The organism is Novosphingobium sp. 11B (assembly GCF_054589055.1).
The window spans coordinates 58947-76668 of sequence record NZ_BAAILP010000094.1 but is presented as its reverse complement, the minus strand read 5'-3'; the positions used below and the strand labels follow the sequence as shown (position 1 = coordinate 76668).

The 17722-nt window shown below is 64.6% G+C and carries 15 protein-coding genes; 6 read left to right on the top strand and 9 right to left on the bottom strand.

Annotated features, from left to right (window positions below; genetic code table 11):
- Positions 1–51 precede the first annotated feature (51 nt).
- The 3 genes from ACYPYD_RS08395 to ACYPYD_RS08385 all read right to left on the bottom strand — a co-directional run bounded on the left by ACYPYD_RS08395 (position 52) and on the right by ACYPYD_RS08385 (position 3718).
- Positions 52–2208, bottom strand: a complete 2157-nt coding sequence (locus tag ACYPYD_RS08395) for a prolyl oligopeptidase family serine peptidase (protein ID WP_459662784.1) — start codon at positions 2206–2208, stop codon at positions 52–54.
- A gap of 155 nt (positions 2209–2363) precedes the next feature.
- Positions 2364–3002: a DUF418 domain-containing protein gene (locus ACYPYD_RS08390; RefSeq protein WP_459662783.1), complete on the bottom strand. Its 639-nt coding sequence runs from the start codon at positions 3000–3002 to the stop codon at positions 2364–2366.
- A 2-nt stretch (positions 3003–3004) separates the two neighbouring features.
- A complete protein-coding gene (locus ACYPYD_RS08385; RefSeq protein ID WP_459662782.1) occupies positions 3005–3718 on the bottom strand; it encodes a DUF418 domain-containing protein in 714 nt (237 codons plus the stop codon).
- Between the two features lie 143 nt (positions 3719–3861).
- On the opposite strand from ACYPYD_RS08385, the gene ACYPYD_RS08380 reads away from it, so the two are divergent.
- Positions 3862–4767 carry a hypothetical protein gene (locus ACYPYD_RS08380; protein WP_459662781.1) on the top strand — a complete coding sequence of 302 codons (906 nt, stop codon included), beginning with the start codon at positions 3862–3864 and terminating at the stop codon, positions 4765–4767.
- Between the two features lie 483 nt (positions 4768–5250).
- On the opposite strand, the gene ACYPYD_RS08375 is transcribed toward ACYPYD_RS08380, so the two are convergent.
- The 4 genes from ACYPYD_RS08375 to ACYPYD_RS08360 form a co-directional block, all read right to left on the bottom strand.
- Positions 5251–5985: an SDR family oxidoreductase gene (locus ACYPYD_RS08375; protein WP_459662780.1), complete on the bottom strand. Its 735-nt coding sequence runs from the start codon at positions 5983–5985 to the stop codon at positions 5251–5253.
- Between the two features lie 35 nt (positions 5986–6020).
- Positions 6021–6992: a quinone oxidoreductase family protein gene (locus tag ACYPYD_RS08370; RefSeq protein ID WP_459662779.1), complete on the bottom strand. Its 972-nt coding sequence runs from the start codon at positions 6990–6992 to the stop codon at positions 6021–6023.
- Positions 6993–7053: 61 nt separating this feature from the next.
- Positions 7054–7656: a TetR/AcrR family transcriptional regulator gene (locus ACYPYD_RS08365; RefSeq protein ID WP_459662778.1), complete on the bottom strand. Its 603-nt coding sequence runs from the start codon at positions 7654–7656 to the stop codon at positions 7054–7056.
- A 31-nt stretch (positions 7657–7687) separates the two neighbouring features.
- The gene (locus ACYPYD_RS08360) at positions 7688–8596 is read right to left on the bottom strand and encodes a LysR family transcriptional regulator (RefSeq protein ID WP_459662777.1); all 909 of its coding nucleotides are present in this window, start codon (positions 8594–8596) and stop codon (positions 7688–7690) included.
- 92 nt (positions 8597–8688) lie between these two features.
- Between ACYPYD_RS08360 and ACYPYD_RS08355 the strand changes: the two genes are divergently transcribed.
- A complete protein-coding gene (locus ACYPYD_RS08355) occupies positions 8689–10113 on the top strand; it encodes an aldehyde dehydrogenase family protein (RefSeq protein ID WP_459662776.1) in 1425 nt (474 codons plus the stop codon).
- A 29-nt stretch (positions 10114–10142) separates the two neighbouring features.
- Complete coding sequence (locus ACYPYD_RS08350; RefSeq protein WP_459662775.1) at positions 10143–11024, top strand: SDR family NAD(P)-dependent oxidoreductase; 882 nt, start codon at positions 10143–10145, stop codon at positions 11022–11024.
- On the opposite strand, the gene ACYPYD_RS08345 is transcribed toward ACYPYD_RS08350, so the two are convergent.
- Entirely contained in the window at positions 10993–13698 is a 2706-nt protein-coding gene (locus ACYPYD_RS08345) for a winged helix-turn-helix domain-containing protein (RefSeq protein ID WP_459662774.1), read from the bottom strand. The genes ACYPYD_RS08350 and ACYPYD_RS08345 overlap by 32 nt on opposite strands.
- 216 nt (positions 13699–13914) lie before the next feature.
- Positions 13915–15006, bottom strand: coding sequence for a redoxin family protein (locus ACYPYD_RS08340; RefSeq protein WP_459662773.1), 1092 nt, complete (start codon positions 15004–15006; stop codon positions 13915–13917).
- Positions 15007–15235: 229 nt separating this feature from the next.
- Here ACYPYD_RS08340 and ACYPYD_RS08335 point away from each other — a divergent pair, with 229 nt between their 5' ends.
- The 3 genes from ACYPYD_RS08335 to ACYPYD_RS08325 form a co-directional block, all read left to right on the top strand.
- Complete coding sequence (locus tag ACYPYD_RS08335) at positions 15236–16507, top strand: epoxide hydrolase family protein (protein ID WP_459662772.1); 1272 nt, start codon at positions 15236–15238, stop codon at positions 16505–16507.
- A gap of 26 nt (positions 16508–16533) precedes the next feature.
- On the top strand, positions 16534–16950 hold the full coding sequence (locus ACYPYD_RS08330; protein WP_459662771.1) for an organic hydroperoxide resistance protein: 417 nt from the start codon (positions 16534–16536) through the stop codon (positions 16948–16950).
- 17 nt (positions 16951–16967) lie between these two features.
- The coding region (locus ACYPYD_RS08325; protein ID WP_459662770.1) for an alpha/beta fold hydrolase at positions 16968–17722 on the top strand (755 nt) is incomplete at its 3' end.

Below are 17722 nucleotides of genomic sequence, written 5' to 3'. Positions count from 1 at the left end.
TCAGTTTTGGGAGCCGTGGAAGTGTTGGCGCGGTCGTCCCCGTGGCTTCCCTCAGACCGGCTGGAACGCTTTGATCCCTGCGCGCCACAGCACGAAGGAATAGATATCCGCGGCCAGTGCATCACGCTGGGTGCGGGTCGATCCCACGCCATGTCCGGCATCGAAATCGACGCGCAGCAGCACCGGGTTGCGGCTGGATGTTGCGGCCTGCAGACGGGCGGCGAACTTGGCGACGTGCCAAGGGGCTACACGGGGGTCGGTGGCGCCGGTTACGCATAGCACCGCCGGATAAGGCGTGCCGGGCTTTATCGCCTGATAGGCGTCCATGTCGTACATGATCTTGAAGCTGGCGGCGTCCACCATCGGCCCCCATTCGTCGATGTCAAAAATATTCTGTTCCGCGACATAGCGGATCGGGTTGGTCCACCCCACGTCCGAAATCGCCGCCGCAAACAGCTCCGGTCGTTCGGTCAGCGCGCGGCCCACGGTGATCCCGCCAGCCGACGTGCCGCTGATTGCCAGATGTTTTGGGCTGGTGACCTTGTCGGCGATCAGCGTTTCGCACACCGCGATCAGATCCCGCCAGGTGTTGGCTTTGGTCGCCTTTTGTCCCGCCTTGTGCCAGTCCCGCCCATATTCGCCGCCGCCGCGCACATTGGCATTGCAATAGACGCCGCCCGCATCGAGGAAAGGCAGCAGGCTGGCCCCGAAGCGCGGCGTTGCCGAATATTGATAGGCACCATAGCCGGTCGCCAGCACCGGATTGGCGCCGCTGCGCTTCATACCCTTGCGATAGATGAGCGTGTAAGGAATCTTCACCCCATCCTTTGCGGTCGCGAAAGAGCGCTTTGCTTCATAAGGGCTGGTGTCGATGGGCGGCCGGGGCGTGATGCCGGTGTCGGTGACCTTGCCCGCTGTGTCGATGCGCCAGATGCCGCTGGGTTCCAGCCAGCCCGCCAGACGGAGATAGGCGCCGTCCAACGCCGAACTGGTGAACACGCCGTCGATCGCCCCATCAAAGGGCATGGCGATGGGCGTCACCTTATTCCCCGATAGACGCGACAGGCTCTGAATACCGCCATCCATGAAAGACAGGAATAGCCCGTCGCGCGCCACATGGACGTCTTCCAGCACCGCCGCGCCCTCTGGTACCACTTCATGTGCGGTGGTGAGGTCGGGTGCCTTGGCCGAGGTTCGGAGCAGGCGGCCACGGTCATTGCTCTTGTTCGACAACAAATAGAGGTCGTCCTTGTCGACCGCCTGGGCGACGATCAGGTCAGCAAAGCCGCAGACCGGCTTCACCAAGCCCTTCCCGCTGATGAAATCAGCGAGGTCCGCTGTCCACAGTGCTTTTTCGGTGCGACTATCGAACACAGCGATCAGAACTGAGGATGAGCCTTCGGTTGTTGCAATGAAGGCGGCCTGTGTCTCCTCCATCGGGATTTGCGGCCACTGACCGCGCTTCACCATCAGCTTGTCGGTCTTGGGGTCCGTGCCCAGAATGTGGAGCCGGTTTTCGCCATTGAGGTAGAATTGCGGCGTGCCGCGCTCATTGACGAACGCGATGTAGAAAAAGCCGCTGCCATCGGGCAGCCAGCCAGTGACGCCCCAATCGGTCTTTTCGATCCGTTCGGGCAGGATGGTGCCGGTCGCCACCTCCATGATGTGCAGCACAGACGCTTCGGAGCCGGCGGGAGAAAGGCCATAGGCCAGATGTTTGCCATCGAACGAAGGCTCCCACCAGTCGAGGGAGACATGGGCGTCGCCGACCTTCATGACGGTGGGATCGATCAGAGTGCGGACGTTGCCGTCGGGGCCTCGTAGGAACAGCTTGAAATTGTCCGCACCCACGGGGCGCTGCTCGTAGAAGAGCCAGTCGCCCGCTGGCACGACCTTCGACGTAGTGGCGGCATCGCCGGACAGGGCCGAGATGCGCTCGCCCAGCGCCTTGCGGCCGGGAATGGCATCGATCATCGCGCGGGTATGATCATTCTGCGTTCGCAGGAAAGGCAGCCAGTCGCGGTCTTTGGAGTTTTCCATCCAACGGTAATTGTCGGTGACCTTGGTACCCCAATAATTGTCGGTTGCCGGCTCGATGCGCGCGACCATGGGCTTGGTTGCGACCGGCATCGCCATCAACCGGCCGGTCGTCGAAATGGCAAGGGCTGCTCCACCGGCCATCAGAAAGGTTCGGCGATCGGTCTGCATGAATATCCCCCTATTCTCATGTGTACAGAGTGGCAGTTTATCTATTGTCAAGTAAGCAAGCTGGTAGAAACTATCTCGTGCATTCAGGGGTCATGGCCATTGAGGTGTGTGGGAACCATCTCCGCAACTAATTAGCCTGTCAGGCCTGGCCCGCTCTAGGCGGCATGGACCGGTTCCATGCCTCTCCCCGTCAGTTGGCGCCCGCGGCCGAGCCGCGCGCCGTAGGCCAGGCGGCGCAGCACATATTCTGCCGGCCCCATGGCGTTGAACGAAAGCCACCATACGGCAAAGGCGCAAGTAACCAGCCAGATGGCCACCGCGATGCCCACCATAGCGGCAAAGCCGAAATGACCGACCTGCCCGAACCCGTAGAACAGCAGCGAGGTCAGGATCGACTGGAGCGAATAGATCGTGAGCGCCATGCGCCCCATCGCACGCACCGGCCAAGCCAAGCCTAGCATGCCGCGTTGATAAAGCCCAACGATCAGCCCCAGGTGCCCGAACATGATCGCCAGACGCGCAACTTCATAAAAGCCGCCCCTGAGCGCGTTGGCTAGGGGGATTGCCATCTCCGGCTCGATATCGAATCCCATGCGCGCCGAATAAGCCAGTCCCACCGCGCGCAAGCTTAGCCCTAGCGGATAACCGATCGCCACCAGTCGCCAATACAGCTCCGGTCGCGCCTGGCCGCTCAGGGTGCCGGTGCGCAACAACGCCATGCCCAGCAACATGAAGCCCAGGCTTTCGGCCACCGTCTCCCAGCCTTTCGCCGAAAGATTGAATTCAGCCCACATGTTCAGCGACCAGCGCAGCCCCCCGGCAGACTGGTGCGCTGGACGACTTCGGCCTTGGCCGCTGCCGCATCGGGATGGATCATCGCACGCATCGCTGCGACTTGCTTGATCGCTTCGCTCTGCTCTTCGCTCAGGGCATGGCCGGCGGCCTTGGCTTCCTGTGCGACAAGGCTGGTACGCTGAAGATCGGCCTGCTCATAGCGCGTAACGGCGGTCACCAGAGACAGGCCTGCCAGGAACACCCCGGCCCAGACCAGCAACGCACGCACCCGCAGAGTCCGGAAACCCAGCAGTAACAGGCCGCAAAGGCCATAGTTCCACAAGATCTCACCGGGCCACAGGAACACCGCCCACTGCACGACACCCATCAGCATCAACGCCAGGCAGCGGCGCGCCCAGACATCGAAGCGCCTGGCCTCCGGCTCCTCACCGTCGGAACCTGCACCATTGGCGCCACGCAGCATCAGGAGCATCGCAGCGCCAAACAGCACCGTAAACAGCCCACGCATCGTCCCTTCGAAGAACAGCAACTGGAGAACCATGGCAATCCAGTCGGCATTCCAGTGCATGGGCCTGGGCAACCCTTGCGAAAAGCCGATACCCCCCATGACGGGAATATTCATCAGAAGGATGCCGCAGATGGCGAAACCCCGCAAAAGGTCGAGCGTATCTATTCGCCGCCCTGCCTGGGTCGGCGCTATTTCATGGACATTCATGACTATTCCCCCACGAGGCGCGCAGGCTCAAGCGCCGTGTGTCCCGATATTGCTAATCGTCTTTACCACTGGGCGAAATGGAGATTATTGCGTGCATCTGCGCGGCCGCAATTGACACGCCGGTCTTGAAAAGAAAGTCATGCATGACCCGTCAGCCTGCTCTCGACCACATTCATGATGCCGAATTCGGCGTGCCCTATCGCACCGCCCAAGCGATCCTGGCCCATCCCGACTTCGCCCAGGCGCGCCGGCTCTATCTCGAAAGCCTCCTGGCGCTATACGGCGAGGATGCCTTTCTCAACAAACTGCTGCTCGAAGGGGCGCGGCAGGTGGTGTTCGGGGCACTGATCTGCCTGCTGGCCGCGTACGATACGGCCGACCGCACGACCTGGCCCACGCTTGCCAACCTCAAACGCGTGCTCAAGCCCTTTGGCCAGTCGAGCGACCGCAAGATCGAGCAGCTTGTTGCCCGGCTTGCGTCAGTGGGATTCGTTGAGAAGAACGCGCTGACCGGCGACGCGCGTGTGCGCCTGCTAACCCCTTCGCCCGCCATGCTCGCCCACGACGAAGCCTGGCTGCTGGCTCATTATCGGCCGCTCGCCCTGCTTTATCCGCAAGACGACCATAGCCGCCCGCTTGCGCGTGACCGTGCCTTTCAGCTGGCGCAGCGACGCATTGCCTTTGCCTTCATCCCGCGTTCGGCCACGGTGCTGCTGGGCAATCCGGCCATCCTACTGTTCGCCACACGCGACGCGGGATTTTTGGTACTGGCCCAGCTTGTGCTCGATAGCGAAGATGGGCGGCCGACCTCGTTCGAGGGCCTTTCGCGCCGCTTTGCCATCTCGCGCACGCATGTGCGTCAGATGCTGCGCGATGCCCAGGCGATGGGCCTCTTGATGTTGTCCGGTCGTGGCGGGCAAGCGATCACGCTGATGCCCGCCATGTGGGCGGCGCTCGACAAGTTCGTGGCCGAAGGCATGTCCGGCCACGATCTTACAGGGGCGGCGGCCCGTGTCGCCCTCGAGGCATCGCCCCCACCCGAAGGCTGATCTGGCCCGACCGCGCAACGATGGCACCTTACGCCGGGCGGGGCTCAGTTCGCGCCCGACGGGTCGGCGACCCACGCGGGCACTCTGGGATCATCTGTAAAGTGCCATCGCGAGAGATAGGACAGCTGAAAATTGCGCGTCATTGCGACACAGCACGAAAATCAGGTGTTTCTTATAGCGGTAGCCACATTGGGCCATCCGACGTAAACCTGTCAGTCTCTCCTCGACCACATCGTGGGCGTCCAAGCAGGGTAAGCAGACCGACCGCACCTGGGAACGCAAATTCGATGGCTGAACGGCCACAAAGGGTCGGCTGTGATGGGCTGGGCTTAGGAAAAATGGTCGTTTGCGAACACTTCGAAAACAGCGTGTCTCGGATTTGAGCGGGCACTCATGCGTGCAAATGTTTGGAATGTGAGTGCCGGGTGCTGACGCCCGGCACATTTCTTGAGGCACGGGTGCGAAGCGGCCGATAAACGCCACTTACAACGTAAAGCCGCCATCGATTGTCAGGCTGGCGCCAGTCAGATATCCTGCTTCCTCGCGGGCCAGATAAGACACCAATCCAGCGATTTCGTCCGGCTTTGCCACACGTTTTAGCGGGCTCATCTGGGACAGCATGTCGATGGAGTCCGCATTGATGTCGGTGTCGGTAGGACCCGGTTGGATATTGTTGACCGTGATCCGGCGAGGCGCCAGATCCAGCGCCACGCCCTTGACCATGGCGGCGACCGCGCCTTTCGTCATCTGGTACACGCTCGATCCGGGAAAGCCGGTTCGGATCGCCACATTGCTGCCGATCGTGACGATGCGGCCGCCATCGACAATGTGCGGTGCGGCGGCCTGGATCGAGAGATAGACGCCTCGAACGTTCACGGCGAGCATGCTGTCCAGTTCATCCAGCCCGACTGCATCGATCGTATTCATGCGAAACAGGCCTGCGTTGACGAGCACGAGGTCGATCTTTCCGAAACGGTCGATGAACTGCACCACCGCTGCGGATATCGCGCTAGCGTCCGCACTGTCGGCGCGGACCGCCAGGGCTTCGCCCCCTTTGGACGCGATAGCCTCGACCAGTGCCGTGGCCTGCTCTTTGCTATTGGCATATGTGAAGCCGACGACATAGCCGTCCTGCGCCAGCCTCTTGACGGCAGCGGCTCCGATGCCTCGTGATCCGCCGAAGACAAGAGCCGTCTTGGTATTGGGTTCGATATTCATGGCAGTTCCTTTCTGGAAAATGATGCTTGGGAAAATCAGGGGATCAGCAGCAGCTTGCCGGTGGTCCCCCGGCTTTCCATGTCGCGGTGCGCGCGAGAGGCATCCGCCAGTGGATAGATGCCGCCGATCCGGACCTTAAGATCTCCGCGCACGACCCAATCGAACAGGCGCGCGGCCTGCTCGCGAAGCAGTTCGGGGCTATGGATATGGTCGAAGAAAGTCGCGTAGCCGAGCTTGATGCTTCGCGGCAGGCTCATGATGTCGAGTGGGCCCGGGCCGCCCAGGACGGGGCCGTACCAGCAGAACGTACCGCTGCGGCGCAGGGAATCGATCGATCCCTGAAACGTCGTTGGCCCAGATCCGTCGTAAACGACATGCACGCCTTCGCCGCCGGTCAGTGCCAGCACCTGCGAAGCGAAATCGCCTTTGGTGTCCACGATCACATGGTCCGCGCCCGCTTCCATCGCGATTGCTACTTTGTCGGCGCTCGACACCCGGCCGATGACGCTCCCTCCGTGCATCTTGATGATCTGTGTCAGCAGCAGCCCGACTCCCCCTGCCGCCGCATGAACGAGGGCGATTTCACCCGCTTGCATCGGGTGGAAATCGGTGGCGAAATGGCTTGCCGTGAGCCCCTGCATCATGACCGCGGCCGCGGTTCTGTCGTCCACCTCATCAGGGATCGTCACGAGTGCCGCTTCGGGCAGTATGATCTTCTCTGAATAGCTGCCCGGCGCGTAGACCCAAGCGACACGCTGGCCCACCGCCATAAAAACGTCGGGTCCTACCGCGATGATGTGTCCCGCGCCTTCCACACCCAAGATCTTGGGGTTGGGCATCTCCGTCCAGGCCATGCCCTGGCGGACGCCGATATCCATGAAATTGACGCCCGCAGCGGCAATCCGAACGAGAACCTCGCCCGGACCGGGCGCCGGATGCGGTTCTGGTACATCCACGAGTTCGAGCGCTTCCGCGCTTCCCGTTCCGGTCATCATAATCGCTTGCATGCCAGTTTCCTTTGTTGAATGAGCGTTCCATAATAAGGCAAATAAAAAGGCGCGCCCGCGCCTATCGCAAGGCGCGCAAGGCCAGATCGCCAAGCGTACGCAAGTCTTCGTTACTTGCGCCGGCGCGCGCGGCAATCCGCAAACCCGAGAAGCTCATAACGATGAACGAGGCTATGGTATCGGGCGCCAAATCCGGAGCCACGTCACCCTCGGCCTGCGCCCGCGCTATGGTAGCGGTCAGGACCGTCCGCATGGCACGGTCAGCCGTGTCGCGGATTGCCACCAGTTCTGGGCGGCTGCGGCCGAACTCGCAAATCGAGCCGACCCCCAAGCAGGCATCCCGGGCATTGGCGACGACGCGATCTACCATCGACACTATGCCATCGAGAGCACGTGGCTTGCTTTGCAGCATGGCGATATGCTCGCCCGTTTCATCGGCAGCATAACGGCGCAGGGCCATCTGGTAGAGCTGCCATTTGTCGCCGAACGTGTTGTAAAGGCTTTGCCGCCCGATGCCCATCGCTTCGACCAGCATCCCGGCCGACGTCCCTTCAAAGCCATATTCACGGAATACCGCCATGGCCGCGCTCAGCGCTTTGTCCTGATCGAATTCCCTTGGTCTTGCCATGCTGTGCGAGATAGGGGTTATGGAACGATCAGTCAAGTATCACCGAAAGGATGCAACGAGGCCGCTGTCAGGCACGTCTCAGTTCCCTGGCATGGCTGCGGACAAGATCGATGAAAAAGCGCAGTTTGGCGGGGACTTGGCGGCGCCCCGAATAGTAGAGGCACAAGGGCGGTTCCGCTGGCATCCAGTCTGCCAGAAGCCGGGTCAGCCGTCCTTCCTCGACGTGCGGCGCTACGGTTTGCTCCGCTAGGTAGGCCAGTCCCATGCCGTTCAGGGCTGCGTCGAGCATCAGGCCGCTGTCATCGACGATGAGGCGACCGGGCACATCCAGTTCGATCCGCTCGCCGTCTCGTACGAATTCCCAATGGTAGATGCGCCCGCTGCCCAGACGGTAGCGGATGCAGTCATGCGACAGCAGGTCGCGCGGGACGAGGGGCGGTGCACGGCCCTGCAGATAGGCCGGCGCGCCGACCACAACCAAGCGAAGGTCCGGTATGATGGGAACCGCGATCATGTCCGGCGGAATGGCATTCAGCAGCCTGACACCTGCATCGAAGCCCTTGCCGATGACATCGACCAGAGCGGCTTCGGTGACGATCTCCACCTGCATCCGGGCGAAACGCTTCAGGTACTCCTGGATCAACGGCTCCATTACGAAATGTCCAGCGCCAGCGGCCATGTTCAGCCGCAGCACGCCGGACGGCTCGCCGACGTGCTCTCCGGCATTTTCGATCGCGCCGTCGATCGCAGCAAGGGCTGGGAGGATTTCCTCCAGGAACTGCGCACCTGCTGCGGTCAGCACGACGCTGCGGGTGGTGCGGTTGAACAGCCGCACGTTCATGCGCTCTTCCAGCGCGGCGATCGCGTGGCTCAGGCCGGAGGAGGAAACCTCCAACTCGCGCGCGGCGGCGCGAAAGCCGCCCCTGCGTGCGACCGTGGCGAAGGCTTCCAGCTCGGCAAGACTGGCTTTCGGCATTGCGCAATATCTCTCATCAGCCTGTCTACGATTGCGCTTCTAATCGGATCATGAGGCGTGCGCCATATCGTCGATGACGAATGGAGACGACAATGCGCACTATTGACAGGATCTACATCGACGGCGCCTTCGTGCCGCCGCACGGCACCCGATGCCTCGACCTTTTCAACCCGGCCACCGAAGCGCGGATAGGCACGGTGCGACTGGGAGACGCGGAGGATCTGCGCATTGCGGTGGCGGCGGCCAAGCGGGCGTTTCCGGCCATGTCCCGCACTTCGAAGGCGCAGCGGATCGCCATGCTCCACCGCCTGCGCGACGCGGTGAAGGCCCGCGCTGCCGACCTTGTCGCCGCAATGACGGAGGAATACGGCGCGCCGGCCTATTTCACCGGCTTCTCGGTGCAGAACACTGCCGCCATCTTCGAAGTGATGGCCGCTTCGGTCGAAAACTATGCCTTCGAGCGGACGGCAGGTTCCAGCGTGGTAACGATGTTGCCGCTGGGCGTCGTCGGCGCGATCACGCCGTGGAACAGCAACTTCGGCTTCATTGCCACCAAGCTGGCCCATGCGATCGGCTCGGGATCGACCATCGTGATCAAGCCAGCAGAGCAGAGTGCGATCCAGACGCAGGTGCTGCTGGAATGCCTGCACGAAGCGGGGCTGCCAAGGGGCGTGCTCAATGTCGTGAACGGCACCGGGCCTGAGGTCGGCGCGGCGCTGACCGCGCACCCCGACGTGGCGCTGATTACCTTTACCGGGTCGACCCCGGCGGCAAGGGTCATCCAGCGTAGCGCCCTCGAAACGATGAAGCGGCTGGTGCTGGAACTGGGCGGCAAGGGCCCGACCATCGTACTCGACGATGCCGATCTGGACGCCGCCATCCCCGCCGCATTGATGAGCGGTTTCGCCAACAGCGGACAAGCCTGCGTTGCAGGCTCGCGCATCCTCGTGCCCCGTTCTCGGGAGACGGAGATCACCGCAAGGCTGAAGGTGGAAGCGGAACGGCTCAAGGTCGGCGCGCCGGCCGATCCGGAAGTGCGCATCGGTCCGCTGGCCAACGCCGCGCATTGGGAGCGCGTGCAGTCCTACATCCGGCTTGGGCAGGAAGAAGGCGCAACGCTCCTGACCGGCGGCGAGGGACGACCTGAGGGGCTGGGCAAAGGCTGGTTCGCCAAGCCGACGATCTTCACCGACGTGACGAACACCATGCGTATCGCCCGAGAGGAGATCTTCGGCCCGGTCCTGAGCGTCATCGCCTATGACGACGAAGACGACGCCGTGACAATCGCCAACGATTCCGACTTCGGATTGCAGGCCTATGTCCTGTCTTCCGACGAGGATCGCGCGATGCGGGTCGCGCGGCAACTGGTGGCCGGACGCGTCGTCATCAACGGCGCGCCGCATGATCCCCACGCACCATTCGGCGGCTTCAGGCAATCCGGCCTCGGGCGTGAGATCGGGGCCTATGGCCTCGACGCGTACCTCGAACCGCGCGCGATTCTGAAGCCTGCTCGTTGAATATTCCCCGCCATCGAAAAGGAAATAACATGACAAAAACTTGGATCATCACCGGAAGCGGGCGCGGCCTTGGCCGCGCCGTCCTGACGGCTGTGCTGGAAAGCGGCGGCAATGTGCTCGCCACCGCGCGCGATGTGGCCAGCTTTGCTGACCTCAAGATCACTTACGGCGAGCGCCTCGAGCCCTTCGCGCTCGATGTAACCGACGAGACGGGCACTGCCGAGGCCGCTGCCGCTGCCGTCGCGGTCTTCGGCGGTATCGACGTACTGGTGAACAACGCGGGCTATGGCCACTTCGAGGCATTCGAGCAGAAGTCCTCTGCCGATTTTCGCGCCGAAGTGGAGACCAACTTGTTCGGCGTGGTCAACATGACTCGCGCGGTGTTGCCGTTCATGCGACGCAGCCGCGAAGGATACATCTTCAACGTCTCGTCCGTTGGCGGACGGGTAGGCACGCCCGGCGTGTCGGCCTATCAGGCGGCGAAATGGGCGGTCGGCGGCTTCACCGAAGTGCTGCGGGCCGAAGTCGCCCATCTCGGCATCAGGATCACGGCGCTCGAACCGGGCGGGATGCGGACGGACTGGGCGCAGACCGCTGGCCATGGCGCTGCCGCGGCAGTGCTGCCCGACTACGCCGACAGCGTGGGCGCGACGCTCTCGCGGATCAGGGCCTACGCGGGCAACGAGGTGGGAGACCCGGCCCGCATCGCGCAGGTGATCCTCGAACTGGCCAGGCGCGAGGATGTGCCAGCCCACCTGGTGCTGGGCACGGATGCGCTGGCTTCGTTCGACGAGGCGGAAGGCGAGCGCCGCGCTGCGCATGCGCGGTGGCTGGACGTCAGCAGCGCGACCGTTTTCGGCGGTCCCGAAGGCGAGGCGCTCAGCGCGCTGCTGCCGGACCGCCCGGACTGATCGCGCCGGCCGGCATCCCGGCCCGGTCGGCGGCCACGCGCATCTCCCAGGCGCGAGCGCCCTGCGACCGGGCGATGGCCGCGGCCTCGTCCAGCAGCGCAAGCGCCTCATCCACGGCGCCCGCTGCGCTGGCGACGGCGGCCTTGATCCTGAGCAGTTCGGCCAGGGCGACACGTTCGCCGGTATCGATGCATCGTGCGATCGATGTGTCCACCACCCGGCGCGCGTCGGTGAGCCTGCCCACGGCGGCCAGACCCCGCGCCAGCGCCAGCGAGAAGCGCGTGGTGAGCAGATCATATCGGGCTTCGTGCAATTGCCGGAGGCTGTCCTCCAGCAGTTGCACCGCCTCGGCGTGACGTCCGAATTCCAGTGCCAGTTCGCCGTCGAAGCCTTGTGACACCGCGATATACGGGGCCAGGGCATGGGCCCTTGCGCAATCGCGCAGGACCGGCAAGGTCTCGCGGGCGCGGGTGAACGCGCCCATCCACACGTCGATCGACATCGAACAGATGAGCGCGATGCAATGCGTGACCGGATGGTCGAGAGCGGCCGCCTCCGCCACGGTCCGTTCCGCCAGGCGCCGCGCCGCCTCCGGCTCGCCCGACAGGCACAGTACGCGCGCCAGCGCGATGCTCGCGCGGTTGCGATGGTCGAACCCGTGGGCGACCGAGCGGCCGCCCTGCGAGGCGGAACTATTCTCCAGCGCCAGTTCCAGATCGCGGCGGGCGCTGATCTGGTCGCCTGTCTGGTAATGCGAGATGCCCGAAAGCGAGTAGGCGATCGCGAGCGCCTCCGGGTCGGCCAGCGCCTGGGCAACGGCGATGGCTTGCTCGGCACAAGCCATCGTCCGGGCATAGTCGCCGACGTGCTCATGGAAGATGTGCAGCCGCGCCAGGATGCCCAGGCTGCTGCGATGGTCTTCGATCAGGGCTGCGACGTCGAGCGCACGGGTCAGCGCCTTGCCCACTTCGGGGCTGTTGCTGTGCGCGAACATCAGGGCGATGCCCAGCGAGGCCTGCAATTCCAGTTCGACCACCGTGCCGCGCTGGGCCGGTTCCAGCGCGGCGATCGCGCGGGTCGCCCAGGTGCGACATTCGGCAAGGTGCGAGAGATTGAGGAACACCGGCATGCTCGCCGCAGCAAGCCGCACCGCGAGACCGATGTCGCCAGCCGGCCCGAAGCTCCAGTCCAGCGCGCTGCGGATGTTGCCGAGTTGCGGGCGCAGGGCGCGGGCGTCCTGGAATGCGGCGCTGTCCTGCGCGGCCAGGGCTTCCAGTTCCGAGAGGAAGAACAGGGCATGGCGGCGAGTGGCCGTGCGATGATCGTCGGCGCCGCGTGCAGCCAGCTTCTCTCGCGCGTAGGCACGGGTCATTTCCAGTAGCCGGTACGTGCCCGCGCCGCGAACGCGATTGGCGGAGATGAGCGATTTGGCGGCAAGTTCGTCCAGCGCGATGGCAGCCTCGTCCGAACCGATCGCGGCGTCGGACACCACCTCCAGCGCGGCATCGACCGAAAACGGGCCGACGAAGACCGCCAGCCTGTCGAGCACGACCCGCTCCTGCGAGGAGAGCAGATCGTAGCTCCAGTCCAGCGCCGCGCGCAGGGTCTGCTGGCGCGGCTGCGCGGTGCGGCGGCCCGACCATGCAAGGCTGAACCGCTCACCGATTTGCCGGGCGGTGGCGGCGATGCCGTGTGTGGCGGCGCGCACGGCGGCCAGTTCGATCGGCAAGGCCATGCCGTCCAGTCGCTGGCAGATGTCCGCGATCAGACGGGCTTCGTTCCCGTCGATCTCCCAGGCGCTGTCGGCAGCGCGCGCGCGTTCGTGGAACAGCTGGAGCGCGGGATAGGCCAGCAGCTGTTCGCGCGTAAGTGCGTCCGTGTCCGGCGGATAATCGAGTGCATCCAGCCGATGGACGTGCTCGCCGCGAACCCGCAGCGGCTCGCGCGAAGTCGCGACGATGCGGACGTGCGGCGCCTGTTCGACGATGCGCTCGGCGATCCGGGCGGCTTCGTCGATCACATGTTCGCAATTGTCGAGCAGGAGCAGGAACGGGTCGCTGCCGCAATGGCCGATGATCGCCGCGGCCGGATCGCCGCTCTGCACCGATACGCCCATGGCTCCCGCGATCATCGTCGGGACGAGCGCCGGGTTTTCCAGCATGCTGAAATCGACGAAGACGGCCCGCCCGTTGAATCGCGCGGTCAGCCGGTGCCCGATCTCGATCACGAGCGAGGTCTTGCCGACGCCGGCCGGGCCGACGACGGTGAACAGCGCAATGTCGGCCACGCGGGCGATCAGCAGATCGAGGTCCCCTTCGCGGCCGATCAGGTGCGGTAGCGGCGGAGGGATATTGGTAGTCCCGCCGACCTGCGCCTCGGGCGGCGCTGGCATGGTGACGGCACGGTCCGGCAGTGGCGGTTCCAGTCCAAGCCGCTCGACGGGAGCCACGAAGGCATAGCCCACCCCTACCTGCGTGGCGATGAAGCGGGCGTCGCCGCCGTCCGAACCTTCGCCCAGCAGCTTGCGCAGGCCCGCCATATGGAACCGCAGGCTGCCGTCCTCCACGACGACGTCAGGCCACACGCGCTTGAGCAGTTCGCGCTTGGACAGTACGCGGCCGGGTTGCTCGATCAGGGCCATGAGCAGATCGAACGCGCGCCCGCCGATCTCCATGGGCCGGGAGTCCTTCGTGAGAAGGCGTTTGCCGGGATGAACGCAGAAACGACCGAAAGCGATCCGTTCGCCGAGTCCCTGACTTTCAAAGTCCGCCACTATGTCGATCTGCCCCAATGCCACGCGCTATCCTGCCGCAAGGAGGCAAGATGTGGCTATCTATACGATGGCCGCCGGGCATGGGAGGGGCAATCGTGGGTCGAGAACCGGGGCGGATCACCCGAAGGTTAGCGAATAGGCCTGCACACCCGGGCGGGCGAATTCCAAGCGTACCGTGCGATCGATGACGGGGCCGTGCTGGCGCACCAACTGGTAGAGACGGTCCTGACGGACCACACCCCACCCCTCGGCGTCGGTGTCGGTGCCATGATCGGCGCCGGGCGCCTTGCCGTCGATCGTCACCCGGAAGCGGACCGGCTGTCCATCGGCAGGCGCGCCAAGGACTGCATGCGCATCGCGTGCGTGAAAGCGGAAACGGAGGGCGCCGTCCGCCTTGTCTAGCCGCGCGAATTCACGCTTCACGGTCCAGCTTCCGGCAAGGTCCCAATGGTTGAGGGACAGCGAGGACACGGGCTGATAGACGCGCGGGGCATCGCGCGCGGTGCCGCCGGGAGCGGCGAACCCCTGCGCCTTGGCATAGCCGATGTAGGTCTCGGGCGAGCGCAGCTGGGACCAGTCTGCCTGTGCTTCCACCCCGGTCGAAGCGATCGAAGCAGGCGGAACGGCCGACAGGTCATGGCCGGCTTCGGCCAGCAGCTTGCGTATCAGCCCTTCCGCCTCGGCATAGTTGCCTTCGCCGACCCGGTAGCCGCGTACCCGCCCCGCGGCGTCGATGAAGTAGAAACCGGGCCAGCCTTCGTTTCCGAAAGCCTGCCAGACGGCATAGCCGTTGTCCTGGAGGTTGGGATAATCGACGCCCAGGTCCCGTGTGGCCGTGCGGACTTTGGCCGGATCGCGTTCGAAGGTGAACTCGGGTGCGTGGACGCCGACGATCTGGAGGCCCTTGTCCCCGTACCGTTCGTTCCACGCGCGCAGATAGGGCAGCGCCCGCAACGAATTGATGCAGGAATACGTCCAGAAGTTGACGAGAACCACCTTGCCCCGCAGCGACGGCGCGCTTCCCGTCAGCCAGGGTTTGGCGCCTTCGAGCACCTGCACCGGGCGGGGCGCGGCATCGGCGGCCGCGGAAGTGATCGCGTCCTCACCGGCGAGTGTCGTGGCAAAGGCTTCGCGGCAGCATGCGGCGGTGGTGCCGACGGCTGCCAGCAGGGCGGCGGCGATGAAGCCTGTGGAGCGGTTCGTAGTCATGGCGGATGCCTTTTTTCGGTTCTGCGTCTTGCGAATGCAGGCAATCTACGGCGCCCCGTACGAAGCTTCACGCCAGATGCTGACGGGCGGCGTTAGCACCTGACAGCTGCGGTGCCCGGACCGCGACCAGTCAGGCGCTAACACGGCATTACGCCAGCTAACGGGCGTCCCGCAGGCATCGCTCATATCCTGCCGCCATCGGATCGAATGATCGGTGGAGGACAGATTCATGTTTGCAGGACATTCCACATCCCGGCGCAGCTTCGTTGCTGCAACCGCCCTGGCCGGAGCGATGGCCGCCGTGCCCGGCATGGCGCGGGCAGCGACGGCGAGCGGGAACGTACGCCCGTTCCGCATCGCCATTCCCGGCTCGGACATCGCCGCCATGAAGCGCCGCATCGCCGAGACCCGCTGGGCCGATCCCCAGCCGGTGAGCGACGACGGTCAGGGCGTGCGCTGCCAGACGCTGCAACCGCTCATGAGCTATTGGGCGAATGGCTACGACTGGCGCAAGGTGGAGGCCAGGCTCAACGCCCTGCCGATGTTCATGACCGAGATCGACGGGCAGGACATTCACTTCATTCACGTTCGCTCCCGCCACGAGAATGCCTTGCCGATGATCCTGACCCATGGCTGGCCGGGGTCGATCCTGGAGTTTCTTGACGCCATCGCCCCGCTCACCGATCCCGCCGCGCATGGCGGCAGTGCGGAGGATGCGTTTCACCTCGTCATTCCCTCGATACCGGGCTTCGGCTTTTCCGCGAAGCCGAAAGTGCCCGGCTGGGGATCGGACCGCATCGGGCGGGCATGGTCGTCGCTGATGCTGCGGCTGGGCTACGACAGGTATGTCAGCCAGGGCGGTGACTGCGGATCGGTGATCTCGCAGCGTATGGCCTTGCAGACAGTGCCGGGACTGCTGGGCATCCACCTCAACATGCCTGCGGTGGTGCCGGCCGACATCGCGCGCACCCTTGCCGCAGGCGATCCGCCCCCCCTCGGCCTTTCCGGCAAGGAGCGCGCCGCCTTCGATCAACTGGAAGCGTTCTATCGCGACAATGCGGCGTACGCGGCGATGATGAACACGCGCCCTCAGACCATCGGCTATTCGCTGGTGGATTCGCCCGTCGGCATGGCCGCGTGGATGTACGAGAAGATCGCGCAGTGGACGTACAGCGACGGTCAGCCCGAGCGCGTGCTCGGCCGCGACGCAATCCTCGACGACATGTCGCTTTACTGGCTGACCGGGACGGGCGCGTCGGCAGCCCGGATCTACTGGGAAGACCACTCCAACAACTTCAATGCGCGCGGAGTGATCGACCTGCCGGTGGCGGTGAGCGTGTTCCCCGGCGAGATCTTCCGTGCCCCCCGAAGCTGGGCGGAGCGATGCTACACCAACCTGTTCTATTTCAACGAAGCGAGCGACGGCGGCCATTTTGCCGCCTGGGAACAGCCTGCGCTGTTCGCCCGCGAAGTGCGCGCCGCCTTCCGTTCCCTGCGCTGACCCCATCATTTCCAAGGAGAAGACACATGACCGAGAGCAAGACCCTCTACACCGCGCACGTCCACGTCACCGGAGGGCGCGAAGGTGCCGCGCGCAGCTCCGATGGACGCCTCGACCTCAAGCTGTCCACTCCTGGCACTTCGGGCGCGGGCACCAATCCCGAACAGCTGTTCGCGGCCGGCTGGTCGGCCTGCTTCGAAGGAGCCATGGCGATCGCAGCCAAGGCGAAGGGTATTGATCTTCCCGAGGCGCTGGCGATCGACGCGCGCGTGGAACTGCGTCACAGCGCGGAAGGCTATGCGCTGGCCGCGCGTCTCGACGTCCATGTGCCGGGCCTCGCTCCCGAACTCGCGCGCCAGATCATCGAGGCGGCACATCGCACCTGCCCTTATTCCAAGGCGGTGAAGGGCAACATCGAAACCGTCGTGGCGCTGGCGGCCTGAAGCGAAAGGAAACATCCATGAGAACCATCATCGCAAGCGCACTGGCGCTTTCCGCAGGGCTGCTTGCGCCGAGCGCTGAGGCGCAGGTGCAGACTTCACTGGAGCCGCAGAAACCCACCGTGGTGCTGGTCCACGGCGCCTTTGCCGACTCCTCAAGCTGGAACGGCGTCATCGTCGCGCTTCAGCACGACGGCTACACCGTCGTCGCCGCGCCCGACACCTTGCGCGGCGTGCGTGCCGATGCCGACGTCGTGGCCGGGGTGGTGAAAGCCATCGCCGGGCCGGTCGTGCTAGTGGGCCATTCCTATGGCGGATCGGTGATCAGCGAGGCGGCAGAAGGGGCGGGCAATGTCACCGCACTGGTTTACGTCGCCGCTTTCGCACCCGACGCGGGAGAGACGGCGCTCGGCCTGACCGGCAAGTTCCCGGGCAGCACGCTGGCCCCGACGCTGGCCCCGCCGGTCCCGCTGGCGGGCGGGGGAAACGACCTGTACATCCGGCAGGCACTCTTCCCCGCCCAGTTCGCGGCCGACGTGCCCGCAGCGCAGGCGCGGCTGATGGCGGTGGGACAGCGTCCCGTGGCGGATAAGGCGCTGTCCGAGCCCTCGACCGCTCCGGCGTGGAAGCATGTGCCGTCGTGGTTCGTCTATGGCGATGCCGACCGGAACATTCCCCCGGCCGCCATGCAGTTCATGGCGCAGCGGGCAGGCGCGCGCGAGACCGTGGTGGTGAAGGGCGCCTCGCACGTCGTCATGGTTTCGCACCCGGTTCA

Coding starts and splice junctions, on each gene's coding strand:
- ACYPYD_RS08350 (WP_459662775.1), top strand. CDS start 10,143: ATGACAAAAACTTGGATCATCACCGGAAGCGGGCGCGGCCTTGGCCGC.
- ACYPYD_RS08395 (WP_459662784.1), bottom strand. CDS start 2,208: ATGCAGACCGATCGCCGAACCTTTCTGATGGCCGGTGGAGCAGCCCTT.
- ACYPYD_RS08380 (WP_459662781.1), top strand. CDS start 3,862: ATGACCCGTCAGCCTGCTCTCGACCACATTCATGATGCCGAATTCGGC.
- ACYPYD_RS08370 (WP_459662779.1), bottom strand. CDS start 6,992: ATGCAAGCGATTATGATGACCGGAACGGGAAGCGCGGAAGCGCTCGAA.
- ACYPYD_RS08330 (WP_459662771.1), top strand. CDS start 16,534: ATGACCGAGAGCAAGACCCTCTACACCGCGCACGTCCACGTCACCGGA.
- ACYPYD_RS08375 (WP_459662780.1), bottom strand. CDS start 5,985: ATGAATATCGAACCCAATACCAAGACGGCTCTTGTCTTCGGCGGATCA.
- ACYPYD_RS08335 (WP_459662772.1), top strand. CDS start 15,236: ATGTTTGCAGGACATTCCACATCCCGGCGCAGCTTCGTTGCTGCAACC.
- ACYPYD_RS08340 (WP_459662773.1), bottom strand. CDS start 15,006: ATGACTACGAACCGCTCCACAGGCTTCATCGCCGCCGCCCTGCTGGCA.
- ACYPYD_RS08345 (WP_459662774.1), bottom strand. CDS start 13,698: ATGGAGATCGGCGGGCGCGCGTTCGATCTGCTCATGGCCCTGATCGAG.
- ACYPYD_RS08385 (WP_459662782.1), bottom strand. CDS start 3,718: ATGAATGTCCATGAAATAGCGCCGACCCAGGCAGGGCGGCGAATAGAT.
- ACYPYD_RS08355 (WP_459662776.1), top strand. CDS start 8,689: ATGCGCACTATTGACAGGATCTACATCGACGGCGCCTTCGTGCCGCCG.
- ACYPYD_RS08390 (WP_459662783.1), bottom strand. CDS start 3,002: ATGTGGGCTGAATTCAATCTTTCGGCGAAAGGCTGGGAGACGGTGGCC.
- ACYPYD_RS08360 (WP_459662777.1), bottom strand. CDS start 8,596: ATGCCGAAAGCCAGTCTTGCCGAGCTGGAAGCCTTCGCCACGGTCGCA.